This window comes from Nonomuraea sp. NPDC003707, from assembly GCF_053587055.1.
In genome coordinates this window covers 1-25,498 of the sequence record NZ_JBSFNK010000010.1, presented here as the reverse complement: position 1 = coordinate 25,498, position 25,498 = coordinate 1, and the positions used below count along the sequence as shown (strand labels likewise).

The 25,498-nt window shown below is 70.0% G+C and carries 21 protein-coding genes; 12 read left to right on the top strand and 9 right to left on the bottom strand.

What is annotated here, in order from left to right:
- Positions 1-38: 38 nt before the first annotated feature.
- A complete protein-coding gene (locus ACWDRB_RS26170; RefSeq protein WP_449897712.1) occupies positions 39-524 on the top strand; it encodes a CBS domain-containing protein in 486 nt (161 codons plus the stop codon).
- Positions 525-550: 26 nt separating this feature from the next.
- Here the strand turns inward: ACWDRB_RS26170 and ACWDRB_RS26165 are convergent, their stop codons facing one another.
- The gene (locus tag ACWDRB_RS26165) at positions 551-1,192 is read right to left on the bottom strand and encodes a response regulator transcription factor (RefSeq protein ID WP_449897710.1); all 642 of its coding nucleotides are present in this window, start codon (positions 1,190-1,192) and stop codon (positions 551-553) included.
- Positions 1,193-1,288: 96 nt separating this feature from the next.
- On the opposite strand from ACWDRB_RS26165, the gene ACWDRB_RS26160 reads away from it, so the two are divergent.
- Positions 1,289-2,959 (top strand): GAF domain-containing protein, encoded by a 1,671-nt coding sequence (locus tag ACWDRB_RS26160; RefSeq protein WP_449897706.1) that lies wholly within the window; start codon positions 1,289-1,291, stop codon positions 2,957-2,959.
- A gap of 116 nt (positions 2,960-3,075) precedes the next feature.
- The gene (locus tag ACWDRB_RS26155) at positions 3,076-3,717 is read left to right on the top strand and encodes a DUF305 domain-containing protein (protein WP_449897705.1); all 642 of its coding nucleotides are present in this window, start codon (positions 3,076-3,078) and stop codon (positions 3,715-3,717) included.
- 324 nt (positions 3,718-4,041) lie between these two features.
- On the opposite strand, the gene ACWDRB_RS26150 is transcribed toward ACWDRB_RS26155, so the two are convergent.
- Entirely contained in the window at positions 4,042-4,449 is a 408-nt protein-coding gene (locus ACWDRB_RS26150; protein WP_350727597.1) for a pyridoxamine 5'-phosphate oxidase family protein, read from the bottom strand.
- 163 nt (positions 4,450-4,612) lie between these two features.
- Between ACWDRB_RS26150 and ACWDRB_RS26145 the strand changes: the two genes are divergently transcribed.
- Entirely contained in the window at positions 4,613-5,590 is a 978-nt protein-coding gene (locus ACWDRB_RS26145; RefSeq protein WP_350727598.1) for an Acg family FMN-binding oxidoreductase, read from the top strand.
- A 3-nt stretch (positions 5,591-5,593) separates the two neighbouring features.
- Here the strand turns inward: ACWDRB_RS26145 and ACWDRB_RS26140 are convergent, their stop codons facing one another.
- A complete protein-coding gene (locus tag ACWDRB_RS26140) occupies positions 5,594-6,931 on the bottom strand; it encodes an MFS transporter (protein ID WP_449897702.1) in 1,338 nt (445 codons plus the stop codon).
- 327 nt (positions 6,932-7,258) lie between these two features.
- On the opposite strand from ACWDRB_RS26140, the gene ACWDRB_RS26135 reads away from it, so the two are divergent.
- The 5 genes from ACWDRB_RS26135 (at position 7,259) to ACWDRB_RS26115 (ending at position 14,439) form a co-directional block, all read left to right on the top strand.
- The gene (locus ACWDRB_RS26135; protein ID WP_363984685.1) at positions 7,259-8,323 is read left to right on the top strand and encodes a LacI family DNA-binding transcriptional regulator; all 1,065 of its coding nucleotides are present in this window, start codon (positions 7,259-7,261) and stop codon (positions 8,321-8,323) included.
- Between the two features lie 204 nt (positions 8,324-8,527).
- Positions 8,528-10,585 (top strand): hydantoinase/oxoprolinase family protein, encoded by a 2,058-nt coding sequence (locus tag ACWDRB_RS26130; protein ID WP_449897698.1) that lies wholly within the window; start codon positions 8,528-8,530, stop codon positions 10,583-10,585.
- Positions 10,586-10,599: 14 nt separating this feature from the next.
- The gene (locus ACWDRB_RS26125) at positions 10,600-12,249 is read left to right on the top strand and encodes a hydantoinase B/oxoprolinase family protein (protein ID WP_449897695.1); all 1,650 of its coding nucleotides are present in this window, start codon (positions 10,600-10,602) and stop codon (positions 12,247-12,249) included.
- A 7-nt stretch (positions 12,250-12,256) separates the two neighbouring features.
- Positions 12,257-13,303: a Gfo/Idh/MocA family protein gene (locus ACWDRB_RS26120; protein WP_449897693.1), complete on the top strand. Its 1,047-nt coding sequence runs from the start codon at positions 12,257-12,259 to the stop codon at positions 13,301-13,303.
- Between the two features lie 8 nt (positions 13,304-13,311).
- The gene (locus ACWDRB_RS26115) at positions 13,312-14,439 is read left to right on the top strand and encodes an NAD(P)/FAD-dependent oxidoreductase (protein ID WP_449897691.1); all 1,128 of its coding nucleotides are present in this window, start codon (positions 13,312-13,314) and stop codon (positions 14,437-14,439) included.
- Positions 14,440-14,496: 57 nt separating this feature from the next.
- On the opposite strand, the gene ACWDRB_RS26110 is transcribed toward ACWDRB_RS26115, so the two are convergent.
- Both ACWDRB_RS26110 and ACWDRB_RS26105 read right to left on the bottom strand, forming a co-directional pair.
- On the bottom strand, positions 14,497-16,266 hold the full coding sequence (locus tag ACWDRB_RS26110; protein WP_449897689.1) for a DUF1996 domain-containing protein: 1,770 nt from the start codon (positions 16,264-16,266) through the stop codon (positions 14,497-14,499).
- 259 nt (positions 16,267-16,525) lie between these two features.
- Complete coding sequence (locus ACWDRB_RS26105) at positions 16,526-17,557, bottom strand: hypothetical protein (RefSeq protein ID WP_350727601.1); 1,032 nt, start codon at positions 17,555-17,557, stop codon at positions 16,526-16,528.
- 198 nt (positions 17,558-17,755) lie between these two features.
- On the opposite strand from ACWDRB_RS26105, the gene ACWDRB_RS26100 reads away from it, so the two are divergent.
- Positions 17,756-18,829, top strand: a complete 1,074-nt coding sequence (locus ACWDRB_RS26100) for a Gfo/Idh/MocA family protein (protein ID WP_449897685.1) — start codon at positions 17,756-17,758, stop codon at positions 18,827-18,829.
- An 80-nt stretch (positions 18,830-18,909) separates the two neighbouring features.
- Here ACWDRB_RS26100 and ACWDRB_RS26095 read toward each other — a convergent pair whose 3' ends face one another.
- From ACWDRB_RS26095 to ACWDRB_RS26080, 4 genes are read right to left on the bottom strand one after another with little or no spacing between them, the layout of a single operon-like run.
- Positions 18,910-19,809, bottom strand: a complete 900-nt coding sequence (locus ACWDRB_RS26095) for a carbohydrate ABC transporter permease (RefSeq protein ID WP_449897682.1) — start codon at positions 19,807-19,809, stop codon at positions 18,910-18,912.
- Positions 19,810-19,817: 8 nt separating this feature from the next.
- Positions 19,818-20,705, bottom strand: a complete 888-nt coding sequence (locus tag ACWDRB_RS26090) for a carbohydrate ABC transporter permease (protein ID WP_449897680.1) — start codon at positions 20,703-20,705, stop codon at positions 19,818-19,820.
- Positions 20,706-20,707: 2 nt separating this feature from the next.
- On the bottom strand, positions 20,708-22,183 hold the full coding sequence (locus ACWDRB_RS26085; protein ID WP_449897677.1) for an ABC transporter substrate-binding protein: 1,476 nt from the start codon (positions 22,181-22,183) through the stop codon (positions 20,708-20,710).
- 24 nt (positions 22,184-22,207) lie between these two features.
- The gene (locus ACWDRB_RS26080; protein WP_449897675.1) at positions 22,208-23,464 is read right to left on the bottom strand and encodes an alpha-L-fucosidase; all 1,257 of its coding nucleotides are present in this window, start codon (positions 23,462-23,464) and stop codon (positions 22,208-22,210) included.
- A 419-nt stretch (positions 23,465-23,883) separates the two neighbouring features.
- Here ACWDRB_RS26080 and ACWDRB_RS26075 point away from each other — a divergent pair, with 419 nt between their 5' ends.
- Together ACWDRB_RS26075 and deoC are read left to right on the top strand one after the other, a co-directional pair.
- Positions 23,884-24,924 (top strand): LacI family DNA-binding transcriptional regulator, encoded by a 1,041-nt coding sequence (locus ACWDRB_RS26075; protein ID WP_350727607.1) that lies wholly within the window; start codon positions 23,884-23,886, stop codon positions 24,922-24,924.
- Positions 24,921-25,498, top strand: a 578-nt coding sequence (gene deoC, locus ACWDRB_RS26070; protein WP_449897673.1) for a 2-deoxyribose-5-phosphate aldolase, incomplete at its 3' end; no start/stop codon positions are given. The genes ACWDRB_RS26075 and deoC, both read left to right, overlap by 4 nt.

Sequence of the window (25,498 nt, the reverse complement as noted above, 5' to 3'; positions counted from 1 at the left end):
CGCCGTCGCGAAGGTGGAGGTGGGAGAAAGGAGGGGTCATGACCGTCGAAATGCTGGCCGCCGAGCAGGTGATGAGCCGGGTCCTGGTGGCGGTCAAGCCGGACGAGTCGCCGTTGATGGCTTGGGAGCTGATGCGCCGCGCCGACGTTCACCACCTGCCGGTCGTCGAAGGGCGGCACGTGTTCGGCATCCTGACGCGTGAGCAGGTGGCGGCGTCCTGGTCGGGCGGTCCGGAGGAGCAGTCCAGCCGTCAGGTACGGATGTTGCTCGGGTGCGAGCGCAGGCCGGTGGTCCGCTCGGACACCCCGCTGACCCGGGTCGCGGCGGCGATGCTGGACGCCGGGTGCGACGCCGTGCCGGTGGTCGACGGCGGCGGGCTGATCGGCCTGGTCACGGCTCATGACGTGCTGCTGGCCGTCGCCGGACGTCTCCGCCCCGCCGAAGGGTCCCATGAGGTGGTCACCGGGATGTTCCACCTCGAACCCGTCCTTCCCCCGGCCTCCACCGTGGGAGACGCGCCCTGAACGCTGTCCCCCCGGCCGCCGGCGGGTTATTCGGGACGGCCGTCCCGCAGGCGCGCCGCCAGCGCGGCGGCCTGGGTGCGGCGCTGCATGTTGAGCTTGGCCAGCAGGTTGGACACGTAGTTCTTGACCGTCTTCTCCGCCAGGAACAACTGCTCGCCGATCTGCCGGTTGGTCAGCCCCTCGCCGATCAGGTCGAGGATGTGCCGTTCCTGCTCCGACAGCGCGGCGAGGGGATCCTTCCTGGCGGCCTGGTCACGCAGGCGCTGCAGCATGGCGGCGGTGGTCTGCGGGTCGAGCAGCGATTGCCCCGCGGCGACCGTGCGTACGGCGCCGACCAGGTCGGAGCCGTGGATCTGCTTGAGCACGTAGCCGGCCGCCCCGGCCATCACCGCCTCGAACAGCGCGTCGTCATCGGCGAACGACGTCAGCATCAGGCACGCCAGCCCCGGCACCCTCGAACGCACCTCGCGGCACACGTCCACGCCGCTGCCGTCCGGCAGCCGTACGTCCAGCACCGCCACGTCGGGCTTCAGCGCGGCGATGCGGGCGATCGCGGACTCGGCCGTGCCGGCCTCTCCGATGACCTCGATGTCGTCCTCGGATCCCAGCAATGCGGCCACGCCCCGCCGGACGACCTCGTGATCGTCGACGAGGAACACACGAATCACATATACGACGCTATCCGATGCCGGGAGCACCGCGAGAGACACCGCCGCCGGCCTGGTGCGACACTTGAAGATGTGGAGAGCGAGCATCATCCGGTGATGCCGCAGGTTCGGCTCGACGAGCTGCTGGCCGAGCTGCAGGTACGGCTCAATGCCGTGCTGGCCACCCGGGATCGGGTGCACGTACTGCTCGAGGCCGTGGTGTCGGTGGGCAGCGAGCTCGATCTGGAGACCGTGCTGCGCCGCATCGTGGAGACCGCGACCAAGCTCGTGGACGCCAGCTACGGCGCGCTGGGCGTGGTCGGCCACGAGAACACGCTCATCCAGTTCATCCCGGTGGGGCTGACCGAGGAGGAGATCGCCAGGATCGAGCACTGGCCGCACGGCCTGGGCCTGCTGGGCCTGCTGATCAAGGACGCGCGGCCGCTCAGGCTGGGCCGCATCGCCGACCACCCGGAGTCGTACGGCTTCCCGCTGGGGCATCCGCCGATGGGCACCTTCCTCGGCGTCCCGATCCGGGTGCGCGAGGAAGTTTTCGGAAACCTTTACCTGACCGAGAAGCGCGGCGGCGGCGAGTTCGACGATGAGGACGAGACCGTCGTCGTGGCGCTGGCCACCGCGGCGGGCGTCGCCGTGGACAACGCCCGCCTGTACGAGGAGTCCCGGCGGCGGGAAACCTGGCTGCAGGCGTCGGCCGAGGTGACCACGCGCCTGCTGTCCGGTGCCGACCCGCATCAGGTGCTGAGCCTGGTGGCCGACTCCGCCCTCGCGATGACCGATGCGGACCTGGTCGAGGTGCTCATGCCGGAGCCGTCGAGGGAGTCGCTGATCGTGGAGTTCGCGGAGGGCGAGGGCGAGCAGGAGCTGCTGGGCGCCGTCTTCGTGGTGTCGGAGACGCTCGCGGGCGACGTGTTCGTCCAGGGCGAGGCGATGTCCGACCCGGACATGCAGAGCAGCCCCCGCCCTGGCTCGCCGCTGCGGCGGCTGGGTTACGGGCCGGTGATGATGGTGCCGCTCGGCGCCGCGCCGAACATACGCGGGGTGCTGGTGCTGGCCAAGCGGACCGGGCGGTTGCCGTTCAGCGGGGCGGACGAGCAGGTGCTGCAGGCGTTCGCCGGTCAGGCGGCGATCGCGCTGGAGCTGGCCGAGGCGCGCAGGGACGCCGAACGGCTCGGCCTGCTGGAAGATCGCGATCGCATCGCCAAAGATCTGCACGATGTGGTCATCCAGCGGCTGTTCGCCACCGCGATGACGTTGATGAGCACGATCCGGCTGGTGGAGCGGCCGGAGGCGGCCAAGCGGGTCCAGCACGCGATCGACGAGCTGGACGGGACGATCCGGCAGATCCGCTCGTCCATCTTCGCGCTGCAGGGCTCCGGCGAGCAGCCCGTTCCCAGCCTGCGGGGCCGGATCGTGGAGCTGGTGGAGGGGGCCGCGGGCCACCTGGGCTTCATGCCGGGCCTGCGCATGGAAGGGCAGATCGACGCGCTGGTGCCCGAGCCGGTCGCCGATCATCTGCTGGCCGTGTTGCGCGAGGCCCTGTCCAACGTGGTCCGCCACTCCCGCGCGACGAGCGTCGATGTCCTCGTCGAGGCCGCGGGCGGCGGGCTCGTGCTCGTGGTCACGGACAACGGCGTCGGCCTGGGGGAGCCGGGACGCCGCAGCGGCCTGCGCAACATCGAGGAACGCGCCACCCGGCTGGGCGGCAGCGCGGAGCTCACGACGCCCGAAGCGGGCGGGACACGGCTGTGCTGGCGGATCCCCCTGTGAGATCGGCTCCGCTGGAAGGACGTTGGTCCTGATCGTATGGGGCGTAAGGCCCTGTCGGACGCGGTGAGCCACCCCGGAGCATGGAGAGGAAGGGGAATCGAACACGGGGAGCCGAGATGAAACGTTCGGCAGTGGCGGGGATCGCGGCCGGTTCCGCGCTGGCGGCCGTCGCGGTTACCGGCCTTGCCGCAACGGCCACCGGCATCGCCCAGCAGGCCATCGTCGAGCAGCGCAACGCCACACCGACGGAGCGGAGCCTGACCGGGCCGTACGGGTCCACGCGCAGCATGAACGTCACCGACGAGGCCGGCTATCTGGCCCGTATGGTGGCTCACGATCAAGAAGCCGTGACGGCGGCCCGGCAACTACGGCGCTCGGACCGGCCGCAGATGCGCGCTCTCGGAGCCTCGATCATCGCCCGGCAGAGCGCCGACATCGCCACGATGAGGGCCTGGCTGGACAAGTGGTATCCAGGGCGTTCGGGGACGGTGACCGGCTACCAGCCGATGATCCGCGATCTTTCCGAGCTGTCGGGCGACGCGCTGGACAATGCGTTCCTGCTCGACATGATTCCGCATCACATGGCCGCGGTCTCGATGTCCCAGCAACTGCTGATGTCCGGGCGGGCAACGCACGCCGAGACCGCCGGCTTCGCCGTCAGGATGCGCGACACCCGGCATGCCGAGATGTTCCGGATGCAGCGGTACCTGGCCCACTGGTTCAAGGGCTGGAGCATGCCGTGCGGGATGCGGAAGTGACGGCCTTCCCGCAGCCCGCGACCTTCCCACAACTCGCGACCTTCCCGCAGTCCGCGACGCGAACTGCGGGACTTCGGGGTCCTGGCCCCAGGTCCGCCTAGCGGGCTTTGGCCGAACGCGAGTCGCCTCGAAGGACCGCCAGGCCCGCCATCGTCAGCGCGGCAGCGGCGGCCACGGCCACAGTCAGAATGATCACTTTGCGCATTACTTCACCCCGATTACAGACAGTGATGTTGCTATTACTGTTGCCTGATGGCTTGCTATGAATCCCGCGCTTTTTCCTGGATTCGTCAAACGCGCGAACAGCAGCGCCCTCAAGCGCCCTCAGGGGGTGATGCGCCGGCCGGACACCTCCTGGGCGTCGACCACGATGTAGTGGTCCCGGTTCCCCGGCACCCAGGTGGTCAACGGCAGCGCCGCCAGCCGGTGGATCTCGTCCGGGTCCGTCACTGCCCGCGCCTGCCCGACCGCAGTGACGGACCAGCCCGTACGCAGCTCGGAATCGAACTCGTCGGCCTCGAAGGCCACCACGGCGTGCCGCGTGGCGGCCGCCAGTTTCGACCCGATCGAGGTCCGGATCACGATGGAGCGGCCGTCGAGGTGGAAGTTGACCGGCTGCACGGCCGGCAGGGCATGTTCGGTGAACACGATCCGGCCGATGGGGGTCGTGGACAGCAGGCCGAGACACTCCTCGCGGGAGAGCACCTGAAGTCCGGACGAATCGAGCTGCATACCCTTAACTTCCCTGCTGGTGCCACCTCCGCGTTAGAGGCGAAAGTCCCTTCGTCACCGCCGATAGAGGGCCTGACGGCCCTGGCGGCCGGGGACCTTCGGCCCTGACCCGGAAGTGGAGGGTGTGATGGGCTGGACAGAGGGCCCGACGGAGGTGGAAGCCATGGCTGTCCTATCGGCGAAGCACGCGATCGACACCGCGCTGGAGGCCGCGCGCTGGGCGCCGTCCATACACAACACGCAGCCCTGGATCTTCACGACCTCGGGGGAGGAGATCAGCCTGCGGGCGGACCCGGACAGAAAACTGCGCGTCAGCGACACCTCCGGCCGCGAGCTGCTGATCAGCTGCGGCGCTGCGCTCTACACCCTCCGTACGGCCATGCGCTGCGAAGGCTGGGAGCCCGTGGTGCGTACGCTGCCGGACCCGGACCGCCCCTCGCTGCTCGCCAGGCTCCGGCCGGGCGCCGAAATGGCCCCCGACGAGTCCCTCAAGACTCTCGGCAAGGAGATCGAGCGGCGCCGCACCCACCGCGCCGGCTTCGCCGACGTGCCGGTGCCCGACAGGCTGATCGAACGGCTGACCCGCGCGGCCATGGAGGAGGGCGCCAGGCTGACCCCCGTCCGTTCCCCGGACGCGGTCAGGGTCATCGCAGCCCTCACCCAGGCCGCGCAGGGCATCCAGGCGCAGGACCGCCGCTTCGGCCTGGAGGTGGTCCGCTGGGCCCGGCCGCCGGGCAGCGCCCGCAAGGACGGGGTGCCCGCCGAGGGCTACCCCCGCCAGGCGGTACGCACGGACCCGGACTTCCCCCAGCGCGACTACTCCTGGGGGCACGACTGGGGCAGCCAGGCCGACCAGCGGACCGAGACGTGTGCCGGAGTCGTGGCGCTGCTCACCACGCGGGGCGACGGCCGCCAGGAGTGGATCGATGCCGGGCAGGCGCTGCAGCACGTCCTGCTGGAGGCCGCGGCCTACGGTGTCAGCGCCGCCTTCCACACGCAGGCGCTGGAGATGGATCTGCTGCGCGAGTTCCTGCGCCACGAGCTCTGCTCGGACGAGTACCCGCAGATGATCATGAGGTTGGGCGTCACCTCCGACGACAAGGGGTCGGTCCGCCGCTCGGTGTCGGAGGCGACGATGTAGCGGTCACCTCCGCTCGGCCAGGAGGTTCGTGGGGAGCTCGCGGCGGGCGCCGGTCGGCAGCGCGAAGATGGCGATCAGGAAGGACAGCAGGCAGAACGCGGTCATGTACCAGCCGAAGGTCACGTCGCTCTGGGTGATGTCGTGCAGCCAGACGGCGACGAGACCGGCGGTGGAGCCGATGAGCGAGGTCGCGACGTTGAAGTTCAGGGCCGCCGCGCTGGAGCGGACCTCCGGGGGGAAGCTGAGTATGGCGGCCGCCATCATCGGCGCCGAGATGATGTTGTTGATGATCGTGAAGCCCACGACCGCCAGCACGGCGATGAGGATGGAGCCGCTGCCGATGCCGATGAACGTGGGCACCGTCAGCACGATGAACAGCCCGTAGCCGATGAGCAGGGGCACGCGGGCGCCGTACTTGTCGGCGAGGTAGCCGCCGTAGATGCTCGGCACGGGGCCGACCACGTACGTGATCATCGACGCGAGCAGGGCGAGCGAGGTGGGGAAGCCGGCGCTGATCAGCGCGGTGACGAAGTACGCCTGGATGACGAACGACCCGATCCGCTGGCCCGCGCTCAGCCCGATCGAGCGCAGCATGTCGGGCCAGTAGTAGCGCACCGCCGTCCGCAGCGGGGTCTGGGGGACCTTCTGCTGCTCGGTGAGGCGCTGCACCGCCTCGAACTCGGGGCTCTCGCTCAGCCGCTTGCGGATGTAGACCGCCACCGCGGACAGGGGGATCGCCAGCAGGAACGGGATCCGCCAGCCCCAGCTCGCGAAGGCCTCCGTCGACATGGTCTGGGTCAGGAGGAACGCCACCCCGGCCGCGAGGAACGACCCGATCGACGCGGTGGAGTTCAGGGTGCCCAGCACGTAGTTGCGGCGCCGCCGGTCCTCGTGCTCCAGCAGGAAGTTCGCCGCGGTGGTGAACTCCACGCTGGCCCCGAGGCCCTGCACGACCCGCGCGGTCAGCAGCAGGACCGGCGCCACGACCCCGGCGGCCGCGTACGTGGGCAGCAACCCGATGCCCGCCGTGCCGACCGTCATCAGCACGATCGTGAGGACGAGGACGGGCCGCCTGCCCTTCAGGTCCGCCAGCGGGCCGAGGACCATCGCGCCGATGGGCCGGATGAAGTAGGACAGCGCCACTCCCACGTACGCCGCCAGCAGGGCGGCCGTGGTCTCACCCTCCGGGAAGAAGTGGGAGGCGATGACCGCGGCGAGCGTCCCGTACAGCGTGAAGTCGTAGTACTCGACGGCGTTGCCGATCATGGTGGAGGCGAACAGGCGCCGGCGAGCCCGTGGTGTGTGGACGACGTCCGGGTCGTTGGCTACGGGGGTGCTCATGGGGTCTCCTCGTGGAACGGTGGATGCGGCGGCGACGTAAAAGGTGGTCGAGGGCCCGCCGCCGGCGCGGACGAGCTGGTCGGCGCGGGTAGTCTTCGCTGGTGAAAGCCTGGCGCGGCGGGCGCGGGTCGTCGTGGCGGGTGCCGCGTCCGGGCGGTGGCGGACCGCGCATGGGTGGTACGGTCGGGAGAACGTTCTCCCATGAAGCTAGAATCAGGCGTGACGATGTGTCAAGCACTCGTCACCTAGTATTCAAGTGCGGGCCGCTACGATGATCGTCGAGGCCGTGGACGGGCCGCCACCATCGGAGCGGGGGAGGCGCTGTACGTGGCCGCTGGGCGACCGACGATCATCGATGTCGCACGTGACGCCGGAGTGTCGCCCGCCACGGCCGGCCGGGTGCTGGGCGGCTACGGCACCCCGTCGCCGGAGCTGGTGCGGCGGGTGCAGGACTCGGCCAGACGGCTGGGCTACCGGGCCAACGACGTGGCGCGCAGCATCGTGACCGGCTCGACCCGCGTCATCGGCGTGGTCGTGAGCGACATCGAAAACCCCTTCTTCGCCCGCGCGGTCAACGGGATCTCCGACCGCGCGCGGGCCGCCGGCTACGAGATGTTGCTGGTCAGCACCAGGATGGAGCTGGCGCGGGAGCGCTCGGCGGTGGAGGCGCTGATGGCCAAGCGCGTCGACGGCATGATCGTCGCCTCGGCCAGCGTCTCCGAGGGCGGCCACCTGCGTCGGGTCCGCGAGGCGGGCGTTCCGCTGGTGCTGCTCGACCGCCGCAACGACGGCGCCGGGCCCGTCGACTCGGTGCTGCTCGACAACCGGGCCGCCGCGCAACGGGCCGTGGGCCACCTCCTGGGCCTGGGGCATCGCGCGGTCGCGGTGGTGACCTCGGCCACGCCCGGCGACGGCCCCTCCTCCCGGCGGCGCAGGAGCGCGGCGGAGTTCCCCAGCTCGCTGCGGTTCAAGGGCTACCTGGACGCGCTCGACGAGGCGGGCGTCACCTGCGACCCGGGATGGGTCCTGCGCTGCGACGACGCCGACGCGGCGTGCGAGCGGGTGCGCGACCTGCTCGTCACCAGGCCGGACGTGACGGCCGTCTTCGCGACGACCAACGTCATGACCGGGGGAGCCTTCCGCGCCATCATGGACGGCGACCGGCGCTGCCCGGAGGACATCAGCCTGATGGGCTTCGACGACCACGAGTGGAGCACCCTGGTGCGCCCGCAGCTGTCGGTGGTCGCGCAGCCGGCGTACGACCTCGGCGCCGCGGCCGGCACGGTCCTCCTCGGCCGGCTGGCCGGCCCGGGCCCGCGCAGCGCCCCCAGCGAGACGATCCTGCAGTCGTCCCTGATCGTCCGCGGCTCGGTCGCGGCACCCCCCGCCTGACACACCGGCCCGCCCGCTGCCGCGGCCCCCAGGCCCCCGCTCGCTCCGCGCGTACGAAGGGGACGCGCGGCCTCGCGGGTTCGGCGAAACCCGGCGTGGGGCGATCGCCGCCTTGACGGTGCCGCGCATCGGTGGCTACGTTCAGAGAACGTTCTCCCGAAGAACGTCGCAACTGCCGAACTCCGGCGAGAGGAAACGAAGGCGATGGCCCTTCGCATCGGTGTCGACACCGGCGGCACCTTCACCGACATCTGTCTCTACGACACAGAACGCAACGAACTACGCGTCTTCAAGGTCTCCAGCACCCCGGAGGACCCCGGCAAAGCGATCATCGACGGCGTTTCCGAGCTGCTCCGCATCGCCGGCGACGGCGGATTCGCCGACATCTCCTACTTCGCGCACGGCACGACCGTCGGCACCAACGCGCTCCTGACCGAGACCGGCGCGCGGGCCGGCCTGCTGACCACCCGCGGCTTCCGCGACCTGCTGGAGCTGGCCCGCGGTCGCCGCCCCAGGCTGTACGACCTCCAGGCCGACAAGCCCGCCCCTCTCGTGCCGCGCGACCTGCGCCTCGAGGTCACCGAACGGGTCAGGCACGACGGCACCGTGCGTACCCCGCTCGACGAGGACGAGGTCCGCGAGCAGATCCGCCGGCTGCGCGACCAGGGGGTCGAAGCCGTCGCCGTGTGCCTGTTGTACAGCTATGTCCTCCCCGACCACGAGCGGCACCTCGCGCGGTGGATCGAAGAGGAGTTCCCCGGCGCCTACGTCTCCCTGTCGTCCGAGGTGCTGCCGGAGTTCCGCGAGTACGAGCGGCTGTCGACCGTCGTCGCCAACGCCTACCTCGGCCCGAAGGTCTCCGGCTACCTGGCGCGGCTGCGGGAAAGACTGGGCGAAAAGGGGCTCGCGGTGCGGCCGTACGTCACCCAGAGCAACGGCGGCGTGGTGTCCTTCGCCGAGGCCGAGAAGTACCCCGTCCGCATGGTCCTGTCGGGCCCGAGCACGGGAGTCGTCGGCGCGGCGCGCCTCGCGAGCGCCGCCGGGCATCCGGACATCATCACCTTCGACATGGGCGGCACGTCCACCGACGTCTCCCTCGTCCAGCGCGGCGCGCCCAGGACCAGCTCCGGCCTGGACCTGGACGGACGCGCGATCCGTACGGCCATGCTCGACATCCACACCGTCGGCGCCGGCGGCGGCTCGGTGGCGCGCCTGGACAGCGGCGGCCTGCTCAAGGTGGGCCCGCAGAGCGCCGGAGCCTTCCCCGGCCCCGCCTGCTACGGCCACGGGGACCTGCCCACGGTCACCGACGCGAACGTCGTCCTGCAGGTCCTCAACCCGGAGTACTTTCTCGGCGGGCGCATGAAGATCGACCCGGAGGCGTCGCGCCGGGCGGTGGGCACGCTGGCCGCCGAGCTCGGCATGAGCATCGAGGACACGGCGCAGGGGATCATCAGGGTGGTCACCGCCAACATGGCCCGGGCGATCCGCGTCATCTCCGTCCAGCGCGGCCACGATCCGCGCGACTACGTCATGGTGCCCTTCGGCGGGGCCGGCCCGTTGCACGCCTCCCGGCTGGCGGCGGAGCTCGGCATGACGACCATCCTCGTGCCCGAGTCGCCGGGGGCGCTGTCGGCGCTCGGCCTGCTGCTCACCGACGTCAGGAGTGACTTCTCGCGTACCGCGGTCATGCCGATGGCACTCGGCGCGGCGGACCCGTCAGCAGGCGACGTCGCGGCCGTCTTCGCCGAGCTGGACGCCCAGGCGGAGCGGTGGTTCGAGGCGAGCGACATCGAAGAGCGGGCCCGCGGCACGCGCCGCCAGGTGGATCTCCGCTACGCGGGCCAGAACCACGAGCTGACCGTCGCCTTCCCCGCCGGGCCGGTCACCGCGGAGAGCGTGGCGGCCGCGCTCGACGACTTCGCCGCGGCGCACGAGCGGGCCTACGGCTATGCCAACCCCGGCAGCCCCGTCCAGGCCGTGACGTTCCGCGTACAGGCCTGGGGTGAGATCGACGCGCGGCCGTCGTCGAGCCCGGTCGTCGGCGGGCGTCCCGAGGGGGAGCAGCCCCGCAAGCGCGCCGTCTACCTGCCCGAGCTGGGCGGCTTCCACGAGTGCCTGGTCCACGACCGGGCGGAGCTCGCGCCCGGGACGGTCGTCGAGGGCCCCGCGATCGTCGAGCAGATGGACACCACCACCCTCGTCCTGCCCGGCTCCACCGCGGAGGTCGACGCCCATCGCAACCTCGTCATCCACCTGTGAGCACCCGGAGCGTCATGAACACCACCGACACGACCCCGCTGGACCCGATCTCCGTTGAGGTCATCGGAGCGGCCCTCGCCTCCATCGTGGAGGAGATGGTCGAGACCATGGTGCGGGCCGCGTACAGCACGAACATCAAGGAACGCCGCGACTGCACCGCCGGGTTCTTCGACGCCGAGGGCCGGCTGATCGCGCAGGGCGAGCACAACCCGGCGCACCTCGGCGTCCTCATGGGCGTGGTCGGGAAGATCGTGGAGCGCTACGCCGTCGATGAGATCGCCGACGGGGACACGTTCGTCGCCAACGACCCCCACAGCGGCGGCGGAACCCACATCCCCGACATCGTGCTCGCCTGCCCGATCTTCGCCGACGGCCGGCTGGTGGCCTGGGCGGCGAACCTGGCCCACCACGCCGACTTCGGCGACCGCGGGCACGCGCACATCTTCCAGGAGGGCCTGCGCATCCCGCCGGTACGCCTGCTGCGCGCGGGGGAGCTGCAGACGGACCTGTTCGACCTGATCCTGCTGAACTGCCAGGTGCCCGACGAGCGCCGGTCCGACTTCCAGGCCCAGCTGGCGGCCAACCGGGCGGCGGTCATCCGCTACCGGGAGCTGTGCGCGCGGCACTCGATCCCGACGATGGCCGCCGCCGCGCAGGCGCTGCTCGACCACGCCGACCGCCAGACCAGGGCCGCCATCCGGGAGGTCCCGGACGGCGTCTACACGTTCGAGGACCGTTTCGACTGCCCCGAGCTCGACGAGGAGCTCACGCTCCGCGTGGTGATCGCCGTGCGCGACGACGAGCTCTTCTTCGACTTCTCCGGCAACCCGCCGCAGGTCAGGGCCAGCGTCAACATGGTGTACGGCGCGCTCGAAAGCACCGTGTACTACGCCGTGAAGACGCTCATCGATCCCGACATCACGCCGAACGCCGGCGTCATCCGGTCGATCCACATCGACGCGCCGCGCGGCAGCATCCTGAACGCCGTCGCCCCCGCCGCGGTCAACGCCCGTACCGAGACCTGCCAGCGGGTCGTGGACCTCATCCACGGCGCCCTCGCCCCCGCGCTGCCCGACCGGGTCACGGCCGCGCACAACGGCTCGAACACCGGCTTCCACTTCGACGGGCTCGACCCGCGGACCGGCAAGTACTTCGTGTACCTGGAGACCATCGGCGGCGGGTCCGGCGCCCGCGCCACCAAGGACGGTCTCGACGGTGTGCAGGTGCACGTCACCAACACCAGCAACCTGCCGGTCGAGAGCCTCGAACAGGAATATCCGCTGACCGTGGAGGCCTACGAGCTGGTCGACGGCTCCGGCGGCGTCGGCGAGTTCCGGGGCGGCATGGCCATCAGGCGCGTGGTGCGGGTCGAGGCCGACGGCATCGGGTTCTGGCTGGACGGCACCCGCTACCGGTCCCGGCCGTGGGGGTTGTTCGGCGGCGGGTCCGGCGCGAGCGGCGGCTGGGCGGTCAGCCAGGGGGCCCGGCCCATTGACCACGGGCACACGGTGCTCAACACCGGCGACGTCGTCACGATCACCACCCCGGGCGCCGGCGGGTACGGCCCACCGGTGGGCCGGGCGCCCGAGCTGGTCGAGAAGGACCTGCGCGAGGGCGTCATCTCGGCCGAGACCGCCCGCGACGCCTACGGGCTGGAGGGCTGAGGAAGACATGCGCAACGAGTCCCCGATTCGCGTCGCCGTCATCGGCTTCGGCACGGCCGGCCGCTTCTTCCACGCGCCGTTCCTCGCCACCGACCCGGCGTACGACCTGCGGCTCATCGTCACGGGCCATCCCGACCGGCAGGCGGCGGCGCGCGCGGCCCACCCGTCCGCCACGGTGGCGGCGACCGCTGACGCCGTCGTCGCCCACGCGGCCGACCTGGACCTCGTCGTCGTGGGTACGCCGCCGCAGACGCACGTCGAGCTGGCCGGGAACGCCCTGCGGGCGGGGCTGGACGTCGTCGTCGACAAGCCCTTCACGCCGACCGCCGCCGAAGGACGCAAGCTGATCGCGCTGGCGGCCGAGCTGGGACGGCGCCTCACGGTGTTCCAGAACCGCCGCTGGGACGCCGACTTCCGCACCCTGCGGCGCCTGATCGAAGACGGGCGGCTGGGCACGGTCCATGCCTTCGAGTCCCGCTTCGAGTGGTGGCGCCCGGACGGGCTCGGCGGGTGGAAGGGCGAGACCGGCGTCGCCGACGGCGGCGGCATCCTCTACGACCTGGGCACCCATCTGATCGACCAGGCCCTGCAGCTGTTCGGCCCGGTGACGGAGGTCCTGGCCGACGTCAACCGCCGTGACCCGCGCCCCGGCTGCGACGCCGACGACGACACGGTCGTGGTCCTCCGGCACGCCTGCGGCGTGAGCTCGCGCCTGACGATGAGCAGCGTCGCGGCCCTGCCCGGTCCCCGGTTCCGGGTGCTGGGCTCGCGGAACGGCTACGTCAAGCACGGGCTGGACAGCCAGGAGGCCGCGCTGAAGGCCGGGACGAGCCCGGCCGACCCGGCGTTCGGACGGGAGCCCGAGGACAGTTGGGGCCTGCTGGGTCACGGCGGCGAGACGACGCCCGTCGAGCCCGAGCGCGGGAACTACGCCGAGTTCTACCGCCTGCTCGCCCTCGCCCTGCGCGACGGCGCGGACCTGCCCGTAGATCCCGGCGACGCGGTCGACGTCCTGGACGTCATCGAGCGCGCGCACACCAACGCGAAGAAGTGAGGAGTCACGTGACAGATCCCACCGCGCCCGCGCGCGTCGTCGTCCTCGGGGGCGGCATCCTCGGCGTGTCCACCGCCGCGCACCTCGTGCGGGGCGGCGCCGAGGTCGTCCTGGTCACCGAGGCGGAGCTGGCCAGCGGGGCGTCGGGTCGCTCGTTGTCCTGGCTCAACTCGGCGGGCGCGCGGTCCGGCCCGTACCATCTCCTGCGCCTGCTCGGCATCGACCGCTACCGCACGCGGTTCGCCGCCGACCCGGCCCTGGAGTGGCTGCGGTTCGACGGCGGCCTGTGGTGGACGACCCCCGACGGCGGCGAGCGGACCCGCGCCCGGCACGAGCAGGAGATCGACCGCGGCTACGAGTCCCACCTCCTCGACCGGGCGGACGTCGGCGGGCGGGTGGCCGGGGTGCGGCCGGGTCCGCGCGGCGGGGTCGCGATCCACAACCCGGGTGAGGGCTGGGTCTCCCTGCCGCACCTGATCCAGGAGCTCGCGGACGAGCTGGTCCGGCGCGGGGGACGGCTCGTCACCGGCGCGGGCCGCTGCTCGGTGACGGTGGAGGACGGCCGGGCACGCGGCGTACGCACCGCCGACGGCAGGTCCTGGAGCGGTGACGCCGTCGTCGTCGCCTGCGGCGCGCAGACCTCTTCCGTGCTCGCGGAGCTCGGCGTGAACCTCCCGGACGCGTCCCCGCTGTCCATGCTCGTCGTCACGGAGCCGGTCGAGACCGAGGCCGTGACGGTGCTGAACACCCCACGTGCCGCGATGCGCCCCCATCCCGGCTCGACGTTCGCGATCGACCACTCCTGGTACGAGGAGCACATCGTCGAGCACGAGGACGGCTCCTGCTCGATCGACGAGGCGTACGTCAAGGAACTTCTCGCCGAGGCGTCCGCCCTGCTCCAGGGGGAGGTCTCCCTCCAGGCGGCGTCGTGGCGGCTCGGCCGCAAACCCATTCCGGGGGACGGCGAGCCGGTGTTCGGCGAGCTGGAGGCGGTGCCGGGGTGCCATGTGGCGTTCACCCACTCGGGGGCGACGCTGGGACTCATCGCCGGCGAGCTCACCGCGTACGAGGTGCTCACCGGCGCCAGGCATCCGCTCCTGAAGGACTTCCGCCCCGAGCGCTTCGCCACCGGATGATCAGAGCCGAACGGCCGGACCGTCCCCGGGAAGGGGATGGTCCGGCCGGGTGTCAGATCAGCAACGGCGGCCCCGGTTGATGCAGTCGACGACGACGCGCATCAGGTTGTCGGGCATGACGTTGGCGAAGTCGGCATGGTCGGTGATCGGGTTGTGCTTCTGCTCAGGGAAGGCGTCCACGGCGAACGACTGACCCTGCGGCACCGAGTAGGCGAGGGTCATGCGCAGCTGGGGAACCGCCTGGGTGCCCTGGGGGCAGGCGCCGTTCTGGCCGGGGAAGACCACGTGCGTGCGGTGGTTGGCGCTGTCGATGTTCTGGCCGTCCCAGCAGCTCGGGAAGTCCAGGATCCGGACGACCTGGCTGCCGCGCGGGCACAGCGGGTACTTGTCGGTGATCCGGTTCTGGAATCCCGTGCAGGTCCACGCGGCGCGGGCGTTGCCCCCGCCGTTCGTCGCGGCCTTGGCGTCACCGGTGATCAGCCTGAGGAACCTCGGCATGGCCGTGACCTGGGAGCTCGCGTTGCCGCGGAACTGGAGCTGAACGGAGCGGGCCGTCAGCACCCGGCCGATGTTGCCGTGCTCGTCGTCGGCGTTCTCGTTCGACGTGCGGTCCCTGAGCACGGGCCAGAAGTACGCGGACTTGTCGCCCCGCTGGCAGGTCGTACCGCCCGCGGCCAGGCTCTCGTCGGTGGAGAACCCGTCCGTCGTCAGGTTGCCCACGTAGTCGTGAAGGTGGTGCGCCCCGTCGCTCACGCCGGGCGTGACGATGAAGTTGTCCGAGTTGTTGTGGCGGTTCTCGTTCCTTCCGCACTGGGCGACGAAGGTGCCGCGGGAGCCGTTCCTGCCGGCCCCGAATTCGGCGAGGTTGGACTGGCCCGGCTGAACCTGCCGGATGTCGACGAAGTCCTGGGCGAACGGCCCGACGCCGTTGGCGGGGTCCTCACCGTTGCCGTTGCCTTGGCCACCGGTCGGGCTGGGGCTGGGCGAGCCGTTGCCGCCGTTCCCCCCATTCCCGCCGTTGCCCCCGTTGCCGCCATTCCCACCGTTGCCGTTGTTACCGTTGTTACCGCCGTTGCCGAGTGTGCAGGTGGCCAGGTTGCCGAGGCCGGTGGGGCGTTGGCCGGTGCGGCCGATGGAGATGGCGATGCGGTCGAGGGTGGCGGCGCGCTTGTCGGCCAGCGGGCCGAGGATGGCGTTCTGGACGAAGTTGGGGCCTCCTTCTCCGGCTGAGCGGGCGAGTCGGTTGTTGGCCTCCTGGATCTGGGTTTCCAGGAGGGCCAGGTTTCTGTCGACTTCGGCCCTGGCGGCGGCGGGAACTTCGGGGAGCTTGTCCGCGACGCTGGGGCAGACGATGGTCTGCCCGGATCCCGACCCTGTTCCCTGGGTCGGCCTCACCGTGTTCCCGGGGTTCGGCGCCTGGGTCGAGCCGTTGCCGCCGTTCCCCTCGTTACCTCCGTTGCCGCCATTACCTCCGTTCCCGCCGTTACCCCCGTTGCCGTTATCGCCGTTGTTGCCGCCATCGGCAGTGCCGGTGAGTCTGCAGGTGGCCAGGTTGTTGAGGCCGGTGGGGCGCTGGCCGGTGCGGCCGATGGAGATGGCGATGCGGTCGAGGGTGGCGGCGCGCTTGTCGGCCAGCGGGCCGAGGATGGCGTTCTGGACGAAGTTGGGGCCTCCTTCTCCGGCTGAGCGGGCGAGTCGGTTGTTGGCCTCCTGGATCTGGGTTTCCAGGAGGGCCAGGTTTCTGTCGACTTCGGCCCTGGCGGCCGCCGGTATTTCAGGGAGCTTGTCCGCCACGCTGGGGCAGACGATGGTCTGCGCCGCCGCCATCGTGCCCGCCTGCGCGGACAGTGAGGAGCCGGTCAGGACAAGTGCGATGCTTCCCCCTAAGGAAGCGACTGCTCGCCATGACCTGAGTCGGCTCCCCCCGAGCGGATTCCGCATGTGTTGCTCCTTCAAGTCTCATGACCCGGGTGGAAGTCCGGTCTCCGGGAGATACGCGAGGCCATACGGGAGCAGTTCGACTATTTACCGAGAATCGTGGTTGACAAATCCGTGACCCGGGACAGTCAGGAGCGGCGCGCCTACGTCAGCGGAAGTCGGAGATGCGGAACACGGCCATCATGTCCTTGGACCTGGACCCGTTGTAGAACGAGGCCTCGGCGCCGACCCAGCCGCGGAAGGCTCCGCTGTCGTCGATGATCTGCAACAGCGGTTTGATGTGCGAGTTGCCCGAATAGCAGAACGTCTTGCTCTCCATGGCCAGGCAGGTGCACCAGTGCCACAGGGTGTCACGGCGATCGTTGTTGGAGATCTTGGTGAGGTAGTACTGGATGGAGCTGACGTTCGCCTTGGTGCCGCCGCCGAAGTTGGGGCAGCCGCCGGCCTTCTGGCAGGCGCCGGGGGAGGAGGGCTGCAGGTAGGTCAGGCACCAGGTCGTGGTGGCGCAGCTGCGGAAGGATGACTGCTTGAAGACCTGGCCGTCGGACTTCACGATGGTGTTGCGCGACCAGGAGACCAGGTCCTGCTTGAGGGCTCCGGCGAAGGCCCGCACGGAGCTCATCGCCCGGCGGGTGGTGAGCGAGGCGTTGCTGCCGTAGCCGTACCCGTTGGTGGCCAGGCTGCTGTCGGCGAGCTGCAGTTGCGCGAGCTTGCGGTCAGGCGACAGCTGCACCCGCCACTTCTCGGTCCAGGTCTGGGCGATCTTCCACCTGATGCTCACCACGTTGCCGGCCACGGTGTACGTCCCCGTGCGGGCCTCGTCCGGGGAGCCGGGGAAGCCGGGAGCGGTCAGCACGTCGCAGGCGCGTACCCGGGTGCTGGAGCCGCCCGCCTTGGTCGAGCAGCTGGAGTCGGGGACGACACCGGTGGCCTGCCTGCCCTCGGGGTTGCGCTGCCACCAGAGGTAGGTGTTCGCGCTGACGGTGCCGTTGGCCTTGAACTGGTACGTCCCCAGACGCACCCAGTTCTGAGTGGACGAGGCACGCAGGAAGCCCTGCGTGACCACGAAGTTGGCCTTTCCGCCGGGCAAGGACGATCGGGATGAAGCGGCTCCGGCCGAACCGGCCCCGGTGGCCAACAGGATGAGCGTCGCGAGCACGGCGGTGAGAACGGCGCGCACAGGGAAAACCTCCTCGATTACGGTCTCCACCGATTCTGGCCTAAGGGGTCGTTCGCTGACAGCCCGTTCGGAAATGTTCACCGTCGGTTGTTCTCGCCGAGCGGCCGCCCGTACGGGGCGAGACAGAGCCTGCCGAGTATGTTGTTCCGGAGTCGATCCGGCACGAGATCGCTCCGGCTCCCGAGGAGGCCCGGTTTCATGACCACGACGTTCGGCGCGATCGGCAGCGGGCGGCGGACCCGGTTCTTCCTGCGGCTGGCGGCCGCGATGCCGGACCGGCTACGGGTCGGCGGCGTCGTGACCCGAAGCGCGGAGCGCGGCGACGAGGTCACCGCCGAATGGGGCGTACCGGCCTTCCGCTCGATCGACGAGCTGCTGCGGCACGAGCGGCCCGACTACCTCGCCGCGGCGGTGCCGTGGGCCGCGATGCCGGACGCGATCCGCGAGGTGGCCGGGCACGGGATTCCGGTCCTCGCCGAGACGCCGCCCGCGCCGGACCTGGCCGGGCTGCGCTCGTTGTGGCGGGACGTGGGCGCCACCGGCCTGGTCCAGGTGGCCGAGCAGTATCTGCTGATGCCCGGGCACGCGGCGCGGCTGGCGCTCGTCCGGGAGGGCGTGATCGGCGAGCCGACCTCGGTTCAGATTTCCTCGACCCACCTCTACCACGCGGTGTCGCTGATCCGCGGCCTGCTGGGCGTCGGGTTCGACGCGGTCGAGGTGCGCGCCGGCGCCTTCGAGGCTCCGCTCGCCGACCCGCTGGGGTTCGGCGGGTGGACCGGCGACGACACGCCGCAGCGGCTGACCACGACCATCGCCACCCTCGACTTCGGCGGCAGGATGGGCCTGTACGACTTCACCGACAACCAGTGGTGGAACCCCCTGCGGATGCGGCGCGTCGTGGTGCGGGGCTCGATCGGCGAGCTGGTCGACGACCGGGTGATCCGGCTGGTCGACCCCACGACGCCGGTGGAGTCCGCGCTGATCCGGCGGGACACCGGCGTCGACCTCAGCCTGGAGCTGCGCGATCTCAAGCACATCAGCTTCGACGGGCGGGTGGTCTACCGCAACCCGTTCGAGGGCACGTCCCGGTCGGACGACGACATCGCGGTCGCGGACCTCCTCGAACGCACGGGCGCCTGGGCGCGCCAGGAGGGCCCGCCGCCGTACCCGCTGGCCGAGGCCTGCCAGGACCACCTGATCGGCCTCGCCGTCCAGGAGTCGGCGAAGACCGGCGGCCCGGTCACCACCGGCAAGGAGGCGTGGGCGGGCTGACGGATGCCTTCTCAGCGACGGCGGCACGGCGCGGGGCCCGCGCCTTTCGCTATGTTTCGAAAGGCGCGGGCGGAGACTTCCTACCTCCCCGCCATGCCGGTGAGCATGATGCCCCTGATGAAGTACTTCTGCGCCGCCAGGAACACCACGATGACCGGCACCAGGGCGAGGATGGACACCGACATCATGAGGTTGTAGTCGTCGGAGTACTGGCCGCGGAACAGCGAGATGCCGAGCGGGATCGTGTAGTTCTCCGTCGAGCGCAGGTAGATCAGCGGATCGATGTACTCGCCCCAGGCCCCGACGAACGACAGCAGCGTCACAGTCGCGATCGCCGGTTTGGACAGCGGGATCATGATCCGCCAGAGGATCCGCAGTTCCCCCGCGCCGTCGATGCGCGCCGCCTCCACCAGCTCCTGCGGGATCGTGGTGAAGAACTGCCTGAGCAGGAAGATGTACAGCGCGGTGCCGAAGAAGTTGGGCAGGAACAGCGGCCAGAAGGTGTCGACCAGGTCCAGCTTGGAGAACAGGAGGAACCTCGGCACGATGACCACCTGCCCGGGGATCATCATCGTGCCCAGCATCAGTGCGAAGGCCATGCCACGCATTCGCGAGCGCAGCCGCGCGAAGGCATAGGCGGGCAGGATGCAGGAGACGAGATTGCCCACGATCGACAGCGTGGTCACCACGATGCTGTTGACCAGGAAGGTGCTGAAGGGCAGGCTCGTCCACGCGTCGGGGAAGTTGGACCAGGTGAAGACCTCGGGGAGGAACCTCGGCGGAAACTCCAGCACGGCTCCGGCCGGTTTGAGCGCGGTGGTGAGCATCCACAGCAGCGGGAGCAGGCTCGCCGCCGAGGCCAGGACGAGGAGCGCGTAGGCCGTCAGGCGCTGGATCCGACGGATCCGCTCGGCCTGGGCGGGGGCCACAGGTCGTTTCTCCACCGGGCGGGCCTGTGCGGGCAGGACCTTGATTGCCATCTGGTGACCTACTTGACCTCGTAGTGGACCCAGCGGCGCGCGAGCCCGAACTGGATCAGGGTGAACACGATGACGAGGAAGAACAGCGCCCAGGCGATCGTCGAGGCGTAGCCCATCTCGAAGTACTTGAAGGCGTAGCGGTAGACGTACAGGCCCAGGACCAGGGTGGAGTTGGCCGGCCCTCCGTCGGTCATGAACAGGATGAGCTGGTAGGCCTGCAGGCTGCCGATGAAGCCCACGACCAGGTTGAAGAAGATGACCGGCGACATCATCGGGATCGTCACGTGCCTGAACCTGCTCCACCAGCCGGCGCCGTCGATGTGCGCGGCCTCGTACAGCGAGACGGGCACGCCCTGCAGCCCGGCCAGGAAGATGATCATCGCGTTCCCGGTGGTCCAGGTCGTCATGATGACCAGGCCGGGGATCGCCCAGCTCGCGTCGGTCAACCACCCGGGCCCCTGGATGCCCACCAGGCCGATCAGGTAATTGACCAGGCCGTAGTCGGGATGGAGCACGTGGATCCAGAGGAGGGCGGTGGCGATGCCGGAGATCACCGACGGCATGTAGATGATCGTCCGGAAGATCGCCTGCCCGCGCACCTTGATGTTGAGCAGCAGCGCCGCGGCGAGGCTGTAGACGACACCGGCCGCGGCGGAGGCGGCGCCGAAGTACACCGTGTTCTTCGTCGCCATCCAGAAGTCGGGGTCGCGCAGCAGCTGGGCGTAGTTGTCCAGGCCCACCCACTGCGGGGACGACAGCAGCTCGTAGCGGGTGAAGCTGAGCACCAGTGACACGACGATGGGCCCGCCGGTGAAGAAGACGAAGCCGATGCTCCACGGCAGGGCGAACAGGTGGAACCGGCGGGCCTCGCGCCGGACGAGCGGGGAGGCGGACATGGTCAGGCGTTCTCCGCCAGCATCGGGGTGACGCGCTCGGTGACCTGCTTGAGCCCCTCGTCCACCGACAGCGACCCCGACATGACCCGTTCCCAGATCGGTTTGGTCAGGTCTTCAAGCTTGGGCGTCGCGGGCAGCCTCAGCACGCCGTCGCTGGTGCCGTACTTGTGCAGCGAGTCCTTGGTGGTGTCGATCACCTCCTTGTCGAGCTTGAGGTCCTGGAGGTTCTCCTCGAACGCCGACAGCCGCGACGGCGGGGTGTCGAGGAAGAAGCGGTGGCCGGCGTAGGAGCGCAGGGAGTTGAGCACGATCCACGCCGCCTCGGGGTTGCGCGTCCTGCTGGTGATGCCGAAGGCGCTGCCCAGGACCGGGGTGAAGCGGCCCTCGGGGCCGCTGGGCACGTGCGTCAGGCTCCACTCGAACTGCTGCTCGGCGGGCAGGGTGAGCAGGGTGACGATGTTCCACGCGCCGCCGACGTACAGGGCGCCCCGGCCCAGCGTGAACGGCTCCACCTTCGCCGTCGCCTGCGTCTCGGCCAGGTCGGGCATCGCCTTGTCCTTGATCAGCAGGTCGATCCAGCGCTTGAGCACGTCGCGGCTGGCCGGCTCCTGGATCACGCACTTGGTCTCGTCGGCCGTCAGGTAACGGCCGCCGTGGGCGAGCAGGAACGTCGCGGTGAGGTCGCTGGTGGGTTTGGGCACCGGCGTGAACCCGAAGATCTTCTGCGCGCCCGTGCCCGAGACCAGCCCGCGGGCCGCCTCCATGAGCTTGTCCCAGGTCCAGGAGGCGTCAGGCGCCTTGGCGCCCGCCTTGTCGAGGATCTCCTTGTTGTAGAAGAGCAGCTTGGGCGCCGAGTCGGTGCCCAGCGCGTAGAGCTTGCCGTCACGCTCCCAGTAGCTGAGCGCCGCCTTGGAGAAGTCCGCGCGGTTGAATTCGGGCGTGGCCGCGATGTAGTCGTCCAGCGGCAGGTACAGGTTGTTCTTGATGAAGCTCTGCCCCCACTGGAACTGCGAGTACATGATGTCGGGCAGCACGCCGCTGGCGGCGCCCGTCAGGTACTTGGTGCGGAAGTCGTCGAACGGCGTGACCTCCACCTTGATCTCGATGTTCGGATGCCGCTTCTTGATGAACTTGGCGAACTGCGCGTGCCGCACCTCGTGCCGCTGACCCGGGATGATCGCGACGGTGACGGTGACCTTGGACGTGGGCTCCGGCACGTTGGTCTTGGGCCAGGGCAGCGAGTCGAAGAGCTTCTCCGCCTCGGCGTAGGGGAACAGCGCGCTCTCCGGCCTGTCCGGGTTGATCACCGCGGAGTTGCCGGACGCGGAGGCGGTCGAGGAGGCCGGGCCGGCCTGGCGGGTGCGCTCGCCGCTCCCGCAGGCGGTGAGGGGTACGGCCGCCGCCGCCATCGCGGCGAGGCTGAGAACCTGGCGCCGGTTCAGGCCGGTGGTGTTCAGACCGCGCAGGGGGTTGTCCATGGGGGGTATCGCCTTTCAGCCTGTTCAGAGGAAGAGCTCGATCACCGGGACGGCCACGTCCGGCGGCTCCACGGGAAGCTCGAGGGTGAGGGTGCCCTCGGGGATCGTGAAGAAGTTGACGTTCCCGTTGTCGACCTTGGGGTCGGGCGCCCACATGCGGATCTCCGACCTGTCGTTGAGCAACTGCGCGTAGCGGACCTTGCCCGCCAGCCCCGGCAGGTGCAGGTGCCGGTACGGCCAGGAGAAGAGGTGCACGTAGAGCCGGTCGCCGCGCTGGGTGTAGCGGCAGTGCTCGGGAGCCTGGAACTCGCTCGTCCCCGCGCCGTGGATCGACTGGCCGTGCAGCCGCATCCAGTCGCCGATCTCCCGCAGCGTGTCGAGCGCCCGGGGCTCGAACTCGCCGCGGCCGTTGGGCCCCACGTTGAGCAGCAGGTTGCCGTCCTTGGAGACCGAGTCGATCAGCATGCGGATCAGCAGGCCGGGCGACTTCCACGCGTTGTTGTCCCGGTCGTAGCCCCAGCTTCCGTTCAGCGTCTGGCAGGCCTCCCAGACCGTCGACAGCGGGCCAGGGGGCTGGAACTGCTCCGGCGTGGTGAAGTCGCCCGGCAGCTCCAGACGGTTGTTGATCAGGATGTCCGGCTGGATGCGGCGGATCTTGTCGACCAGTTCCTCCGAGCGCCACTCGGCCTTGCCCTTGCCGCCGTAGACCGGCTTGCCCTGCTTGACCCGGCCGGCGTAGGAGAAGTCGAACCACAGCGTGTCGATGGGGCCGTAGCGGGTGAGCAACTCCTCGACCTGCCCATGCAGGTAATCCGCATATTTCGTGACATCGCGGTCGGGGAACGTGCCGCCCTCGACGTACGACGAGTGCAGCCCGTCGATCGGGAAGTCCGGGTGATGCCAGTCCAGCAGCGAGTAGTAGAACCCGACCCCGAGGCCCCTGCCCCTGAACGCCTGCACGAACGGGCCGATCAGGTCCTTGCCGTACGGCGTGCCGCTCACGCAGTAGTCGGTCAGGGCCGAATCCCACAGGCAGAAGCCGTCGTGGTGCTTGGAGGTCAGCACGGTGTAGCGCATCCCCGCGCGCTGCGCGGCCTCCGCCCACGCGTCGGGGTCGTACAGATCGGGGTCGAAGCGCTCGAAGTACCGCTGGTACTGCTCGTCGGACATGTGCTCGCGCTGCTTGACCCACTCGTGGCGGGCCGCCAGCGCGTAGAGCCCCCAATGGATGAACAGGCCGAACCTGCGCTGCCGGAATTCGTCGATACGGGAATCGGACATCCGTGACACCCTCTGTCGTGTTGGCGCTGTGCGAAAAATTTCGCAACTCTCGACTTGCGGGTAACGTAGGCGAAACATCGGATGTGGTCAAGGGTTTCCTGAGTTGCGAATCAGTCGCGCACCCTGGCCTGCATCCGCTGTCTCAGCCCAGGCCCTGGCCACTGAGCCGGTATCGGGCGGGAGCGTTGGGCGGGGACTCCGGGGGATCTGCTGCCGCGCGGATGAGTGCTACTACATCCGATGTTTCCTCTACGCCCGTTCTACTGATAACGGTTTCAGTAAGTCCAGGAGAAGAGCGGCCGGACGAGGCCCTGAGTTGGGCAAATGTCCGTGGAAGTAACGACTTGGAAACATGCCATTGACACTCCGTGGCCGGATCCTGCCATCATCACTGACATCGATTTCAGTTTGGAGCTCACTTGGTCACCATCCATGACGTAGCAGCTCGCGCGGGGGTCTCTCCCGCCACGGTCTCGCGCTTTCTGCGGGGCCAGCGGGTGCGCTCGTACGAGGCGATCCAGGCCGCCATCGACGAGCTGGGCTACTGGCCGAGTGCCGCGGCGCAGTCGCTGAAGTCCGGGCGTACCAACACGATCGGCGTCGTCGTCCCGGACATCACGAACCCGTACTTCGCCGCGGTGGTCAAGGGCATGGAGTCCGTCACGCGTACGGAGCCGTACCGCATCCTGCTCGCCAACAGCGACGAGAGCGGCGAGCAGGAGGACGACGTGCTGGCGGACCTGGTGCGCAGGGTCGACGGCATCATCCTCGCCCCCGCCACCGAGCAGGACCAGACGCCGCTGCACGTGCGCGACGCCGACGTGCCCCTGGTGTTCGTGGACCGCGACCTGGCCGGCGGCGAACGGTTCGACGCCGTGCTGGTCGACAACGACGGCGGCGGCAAGCAGGCGGCCGAGCACCTGCTGGCCCTCGGGCACACCAAGGTGGCCGCGATCAGCGGCACCCTGGACACCACCCCCGGGCGGCTGCGGCGCGAGGGGTTCGTCGGGACACTCGCCAAGGCGGGCATCGAGGTGCCGCCCGAGTACGACCTGGTCGGCGATTTCAAGGAGCACAGCGGCTACCAGCTCACGCTGTCCCTGCTGTCGCTGCCCGAGCCGCCCACCGCCATCTTCGCCGCCAACAACCTCATGACGCTGGGCGTGCTCAAGGCGCTGCACGACATGCGGATCGACATCCCCGGCCAGATCAGCCTGATCGGCTTCGACGACCTGGACACCGGCCCGCTGCTCAGGCCGCCCCTGACCGTCATCGACCGGCCGATGGTCGAGCAGGGCGTGCTCGCCATGCGCCTGCTGCTGCGCCGGCTCGACCCCGACGAGGCCGGCGGCAGCGCCAGCCGCATCGTCCTGGACACCAAGCTGATCGAACGCGCCTCCACCGCCCCGCCGGGCGGCTGGCCGGCCCCCTCACGCACGAGAAAGACCCGATCGCGATGAGCGTAGCGACCACCTCGCTCGCGGACGTGGCCTCTTCGGAGGCGGCGTTGCGAGCTTTCCTGCACGGCCTGCCCGGGGTTGACCGGGTCGGCGCGGACCAGCGGGCGGCGATGCTCGGCACCCGTTCGATCAAGACCACCGCCAAGGCACAGGCCATCGACCTGGCCATCTCCATGGTCGACCTGACCACCCTCGAAGGAGCCGACACGGCCGGCAAGGTGCGGGCGATGTGCACCAAGGCCGTTCACCCCGGCGGCGGCGCCGGCCCGGTGGCGGCCGTGTGCGTCTACCCCGACCTGGTCGAGGTCGCGGTCCGGGCGCTGGCCGGGACCGGGGTCAAGGTGGCCTCGGTGGCCACCGCCTTCCCCAGCGGCCGTTCCTCGCTGGAGGTCAAGGTCAGCGACACCGCGCTGGCGGTGGCGGCGGGCGCCGATGAGATCGACATGGTGATCGACCGGGGCGCGTTCCTGTCCGGCCGTTACCTGAAGGTGTGGGAGGACATCGTCGCGGTCAAGGCGGCCTGCGGCGGCGCGCACCTGAAGGTGATCCTGGAGACCGGGGAGCTGGCCACCTA

What these genes read in the sequence shown, in the direction of transcription:
- ACWDRB_RS26170 (WP_449897712.1), top strand. Translation starts at nt 39, where the DNA reads ATGACCGTCGAAATGCTGGCCGCCGAGCAGGTGATGAGCCGGGTCCTG.
- ACWDRB_RS26160 (WP_449897706.1), top strand. Translation starts at nt 1,289, where the DNA reads ATGCCGCAGGTTCGGCTCGACGAGCTGCTGGCCGAGCTGCAGGTACGG.
- ACWDRB_RS26155 (WP_449897705.1), top strand. Translation starts at nt 3,076, where the DNA reads ATGAAACGTTCGGCAGTGGCGGGGATCGCGGCCGGTTCCGCGCTGGCG.
- ACWDRB_RS26150 (WP_350727597.1), bottom strand. Translation starts at nt 4,449, where the DNA reads ATGCAGCTCGATTCGTCCGGACTTCAGGTGCTCTCCCGCGAGGAGTGT.
- ACWDRB_RS26145 (WP_350727598.1), top strand. Translation starts at nt 4,613, where the DNA reads ATGGCTGTCCTATCGGCGAAGCACGCGATCGACACCGCGCTGGAGGCC.
- ACWDRB_RS26140 (WP_449897702.1), bottom strand. Translation starts at nt 6,931, where the DNA reads ATGAGCACCCCCGTAGCCAACGACCCGGACGTCGTCCACACACCACGG.
- ACWDRB_RS26130 (WP_449897698.1), top strand. Translation starts at nt 8,528, where the DNA reads ATGGCCCTTCGCATCGGTGTCGACACCGGCGGCACCTTCACCGACATC.
- ACWDRB_RS26125 (WP_449897695.1), top strand. Translation starts at nt 10,600, where the DNA reads ATGAACACCACCGACACGACCCCGCTGGACCCGATCTCCGTTGAGGTC.
- ACWDRB_RS26120 (WP_449897693.1), top strand. Translation starts at nt 12,257, where the DNA reads ATGCGCAACGAGTCCCCGATTCGCGTCGCCGTCATCGGCTTCGGCACG.
- ACWDRB_RS26110 (WP_449897689.1), bottom strand. Translation starts at nt 16,266, where the DNA reads ATGGCGGCGGCGCAGACCATCGTCTGCCCCAGCGTGGCGGACAAGCTC.
- ACWDRB_RS26100 (WP_449897685.1), top strand. Translation starts at nt 17,756, where the DNA reads ATGACCACGACGTTCGGCGCGATCGGCAGCGGGCGGCGGACCCGGTTC.
- ACWDRB_RS26095 (WP_449897682.1), bottom strand. Translation starts at nt 19,809, where the DNA reads ATGGCAATCAAGGTCCTGCCCGCACAGGCCCGCCCGGTGGAGAAACGA.
- ACWDRB_RS26090 (WP_449897680.1), bottom strand. Translation starts at nt 20,705, where the DNA reads ATGTCCGCCTCCCCGCTCGTCCGGCGCGAGGCCCGCCGGTTCCACCTG.
- ACWDRB_RS26085 (WP_449897677.1), bottom strand. Translation starts at nt 22,183, where the DNA reads ATGGACAACCCCCTGCGCGGTCTGAACACCACCGGCCTGAACCGGCGC.
- ACWDRB_RS26080 (WP_449897675.1), bottom strand. Translation starts at nt 23,464, where the DNA reads ATGTCCGATTCCCGTATCGACGAATTCCGGCAGCGCAGGTTCGGCCTG.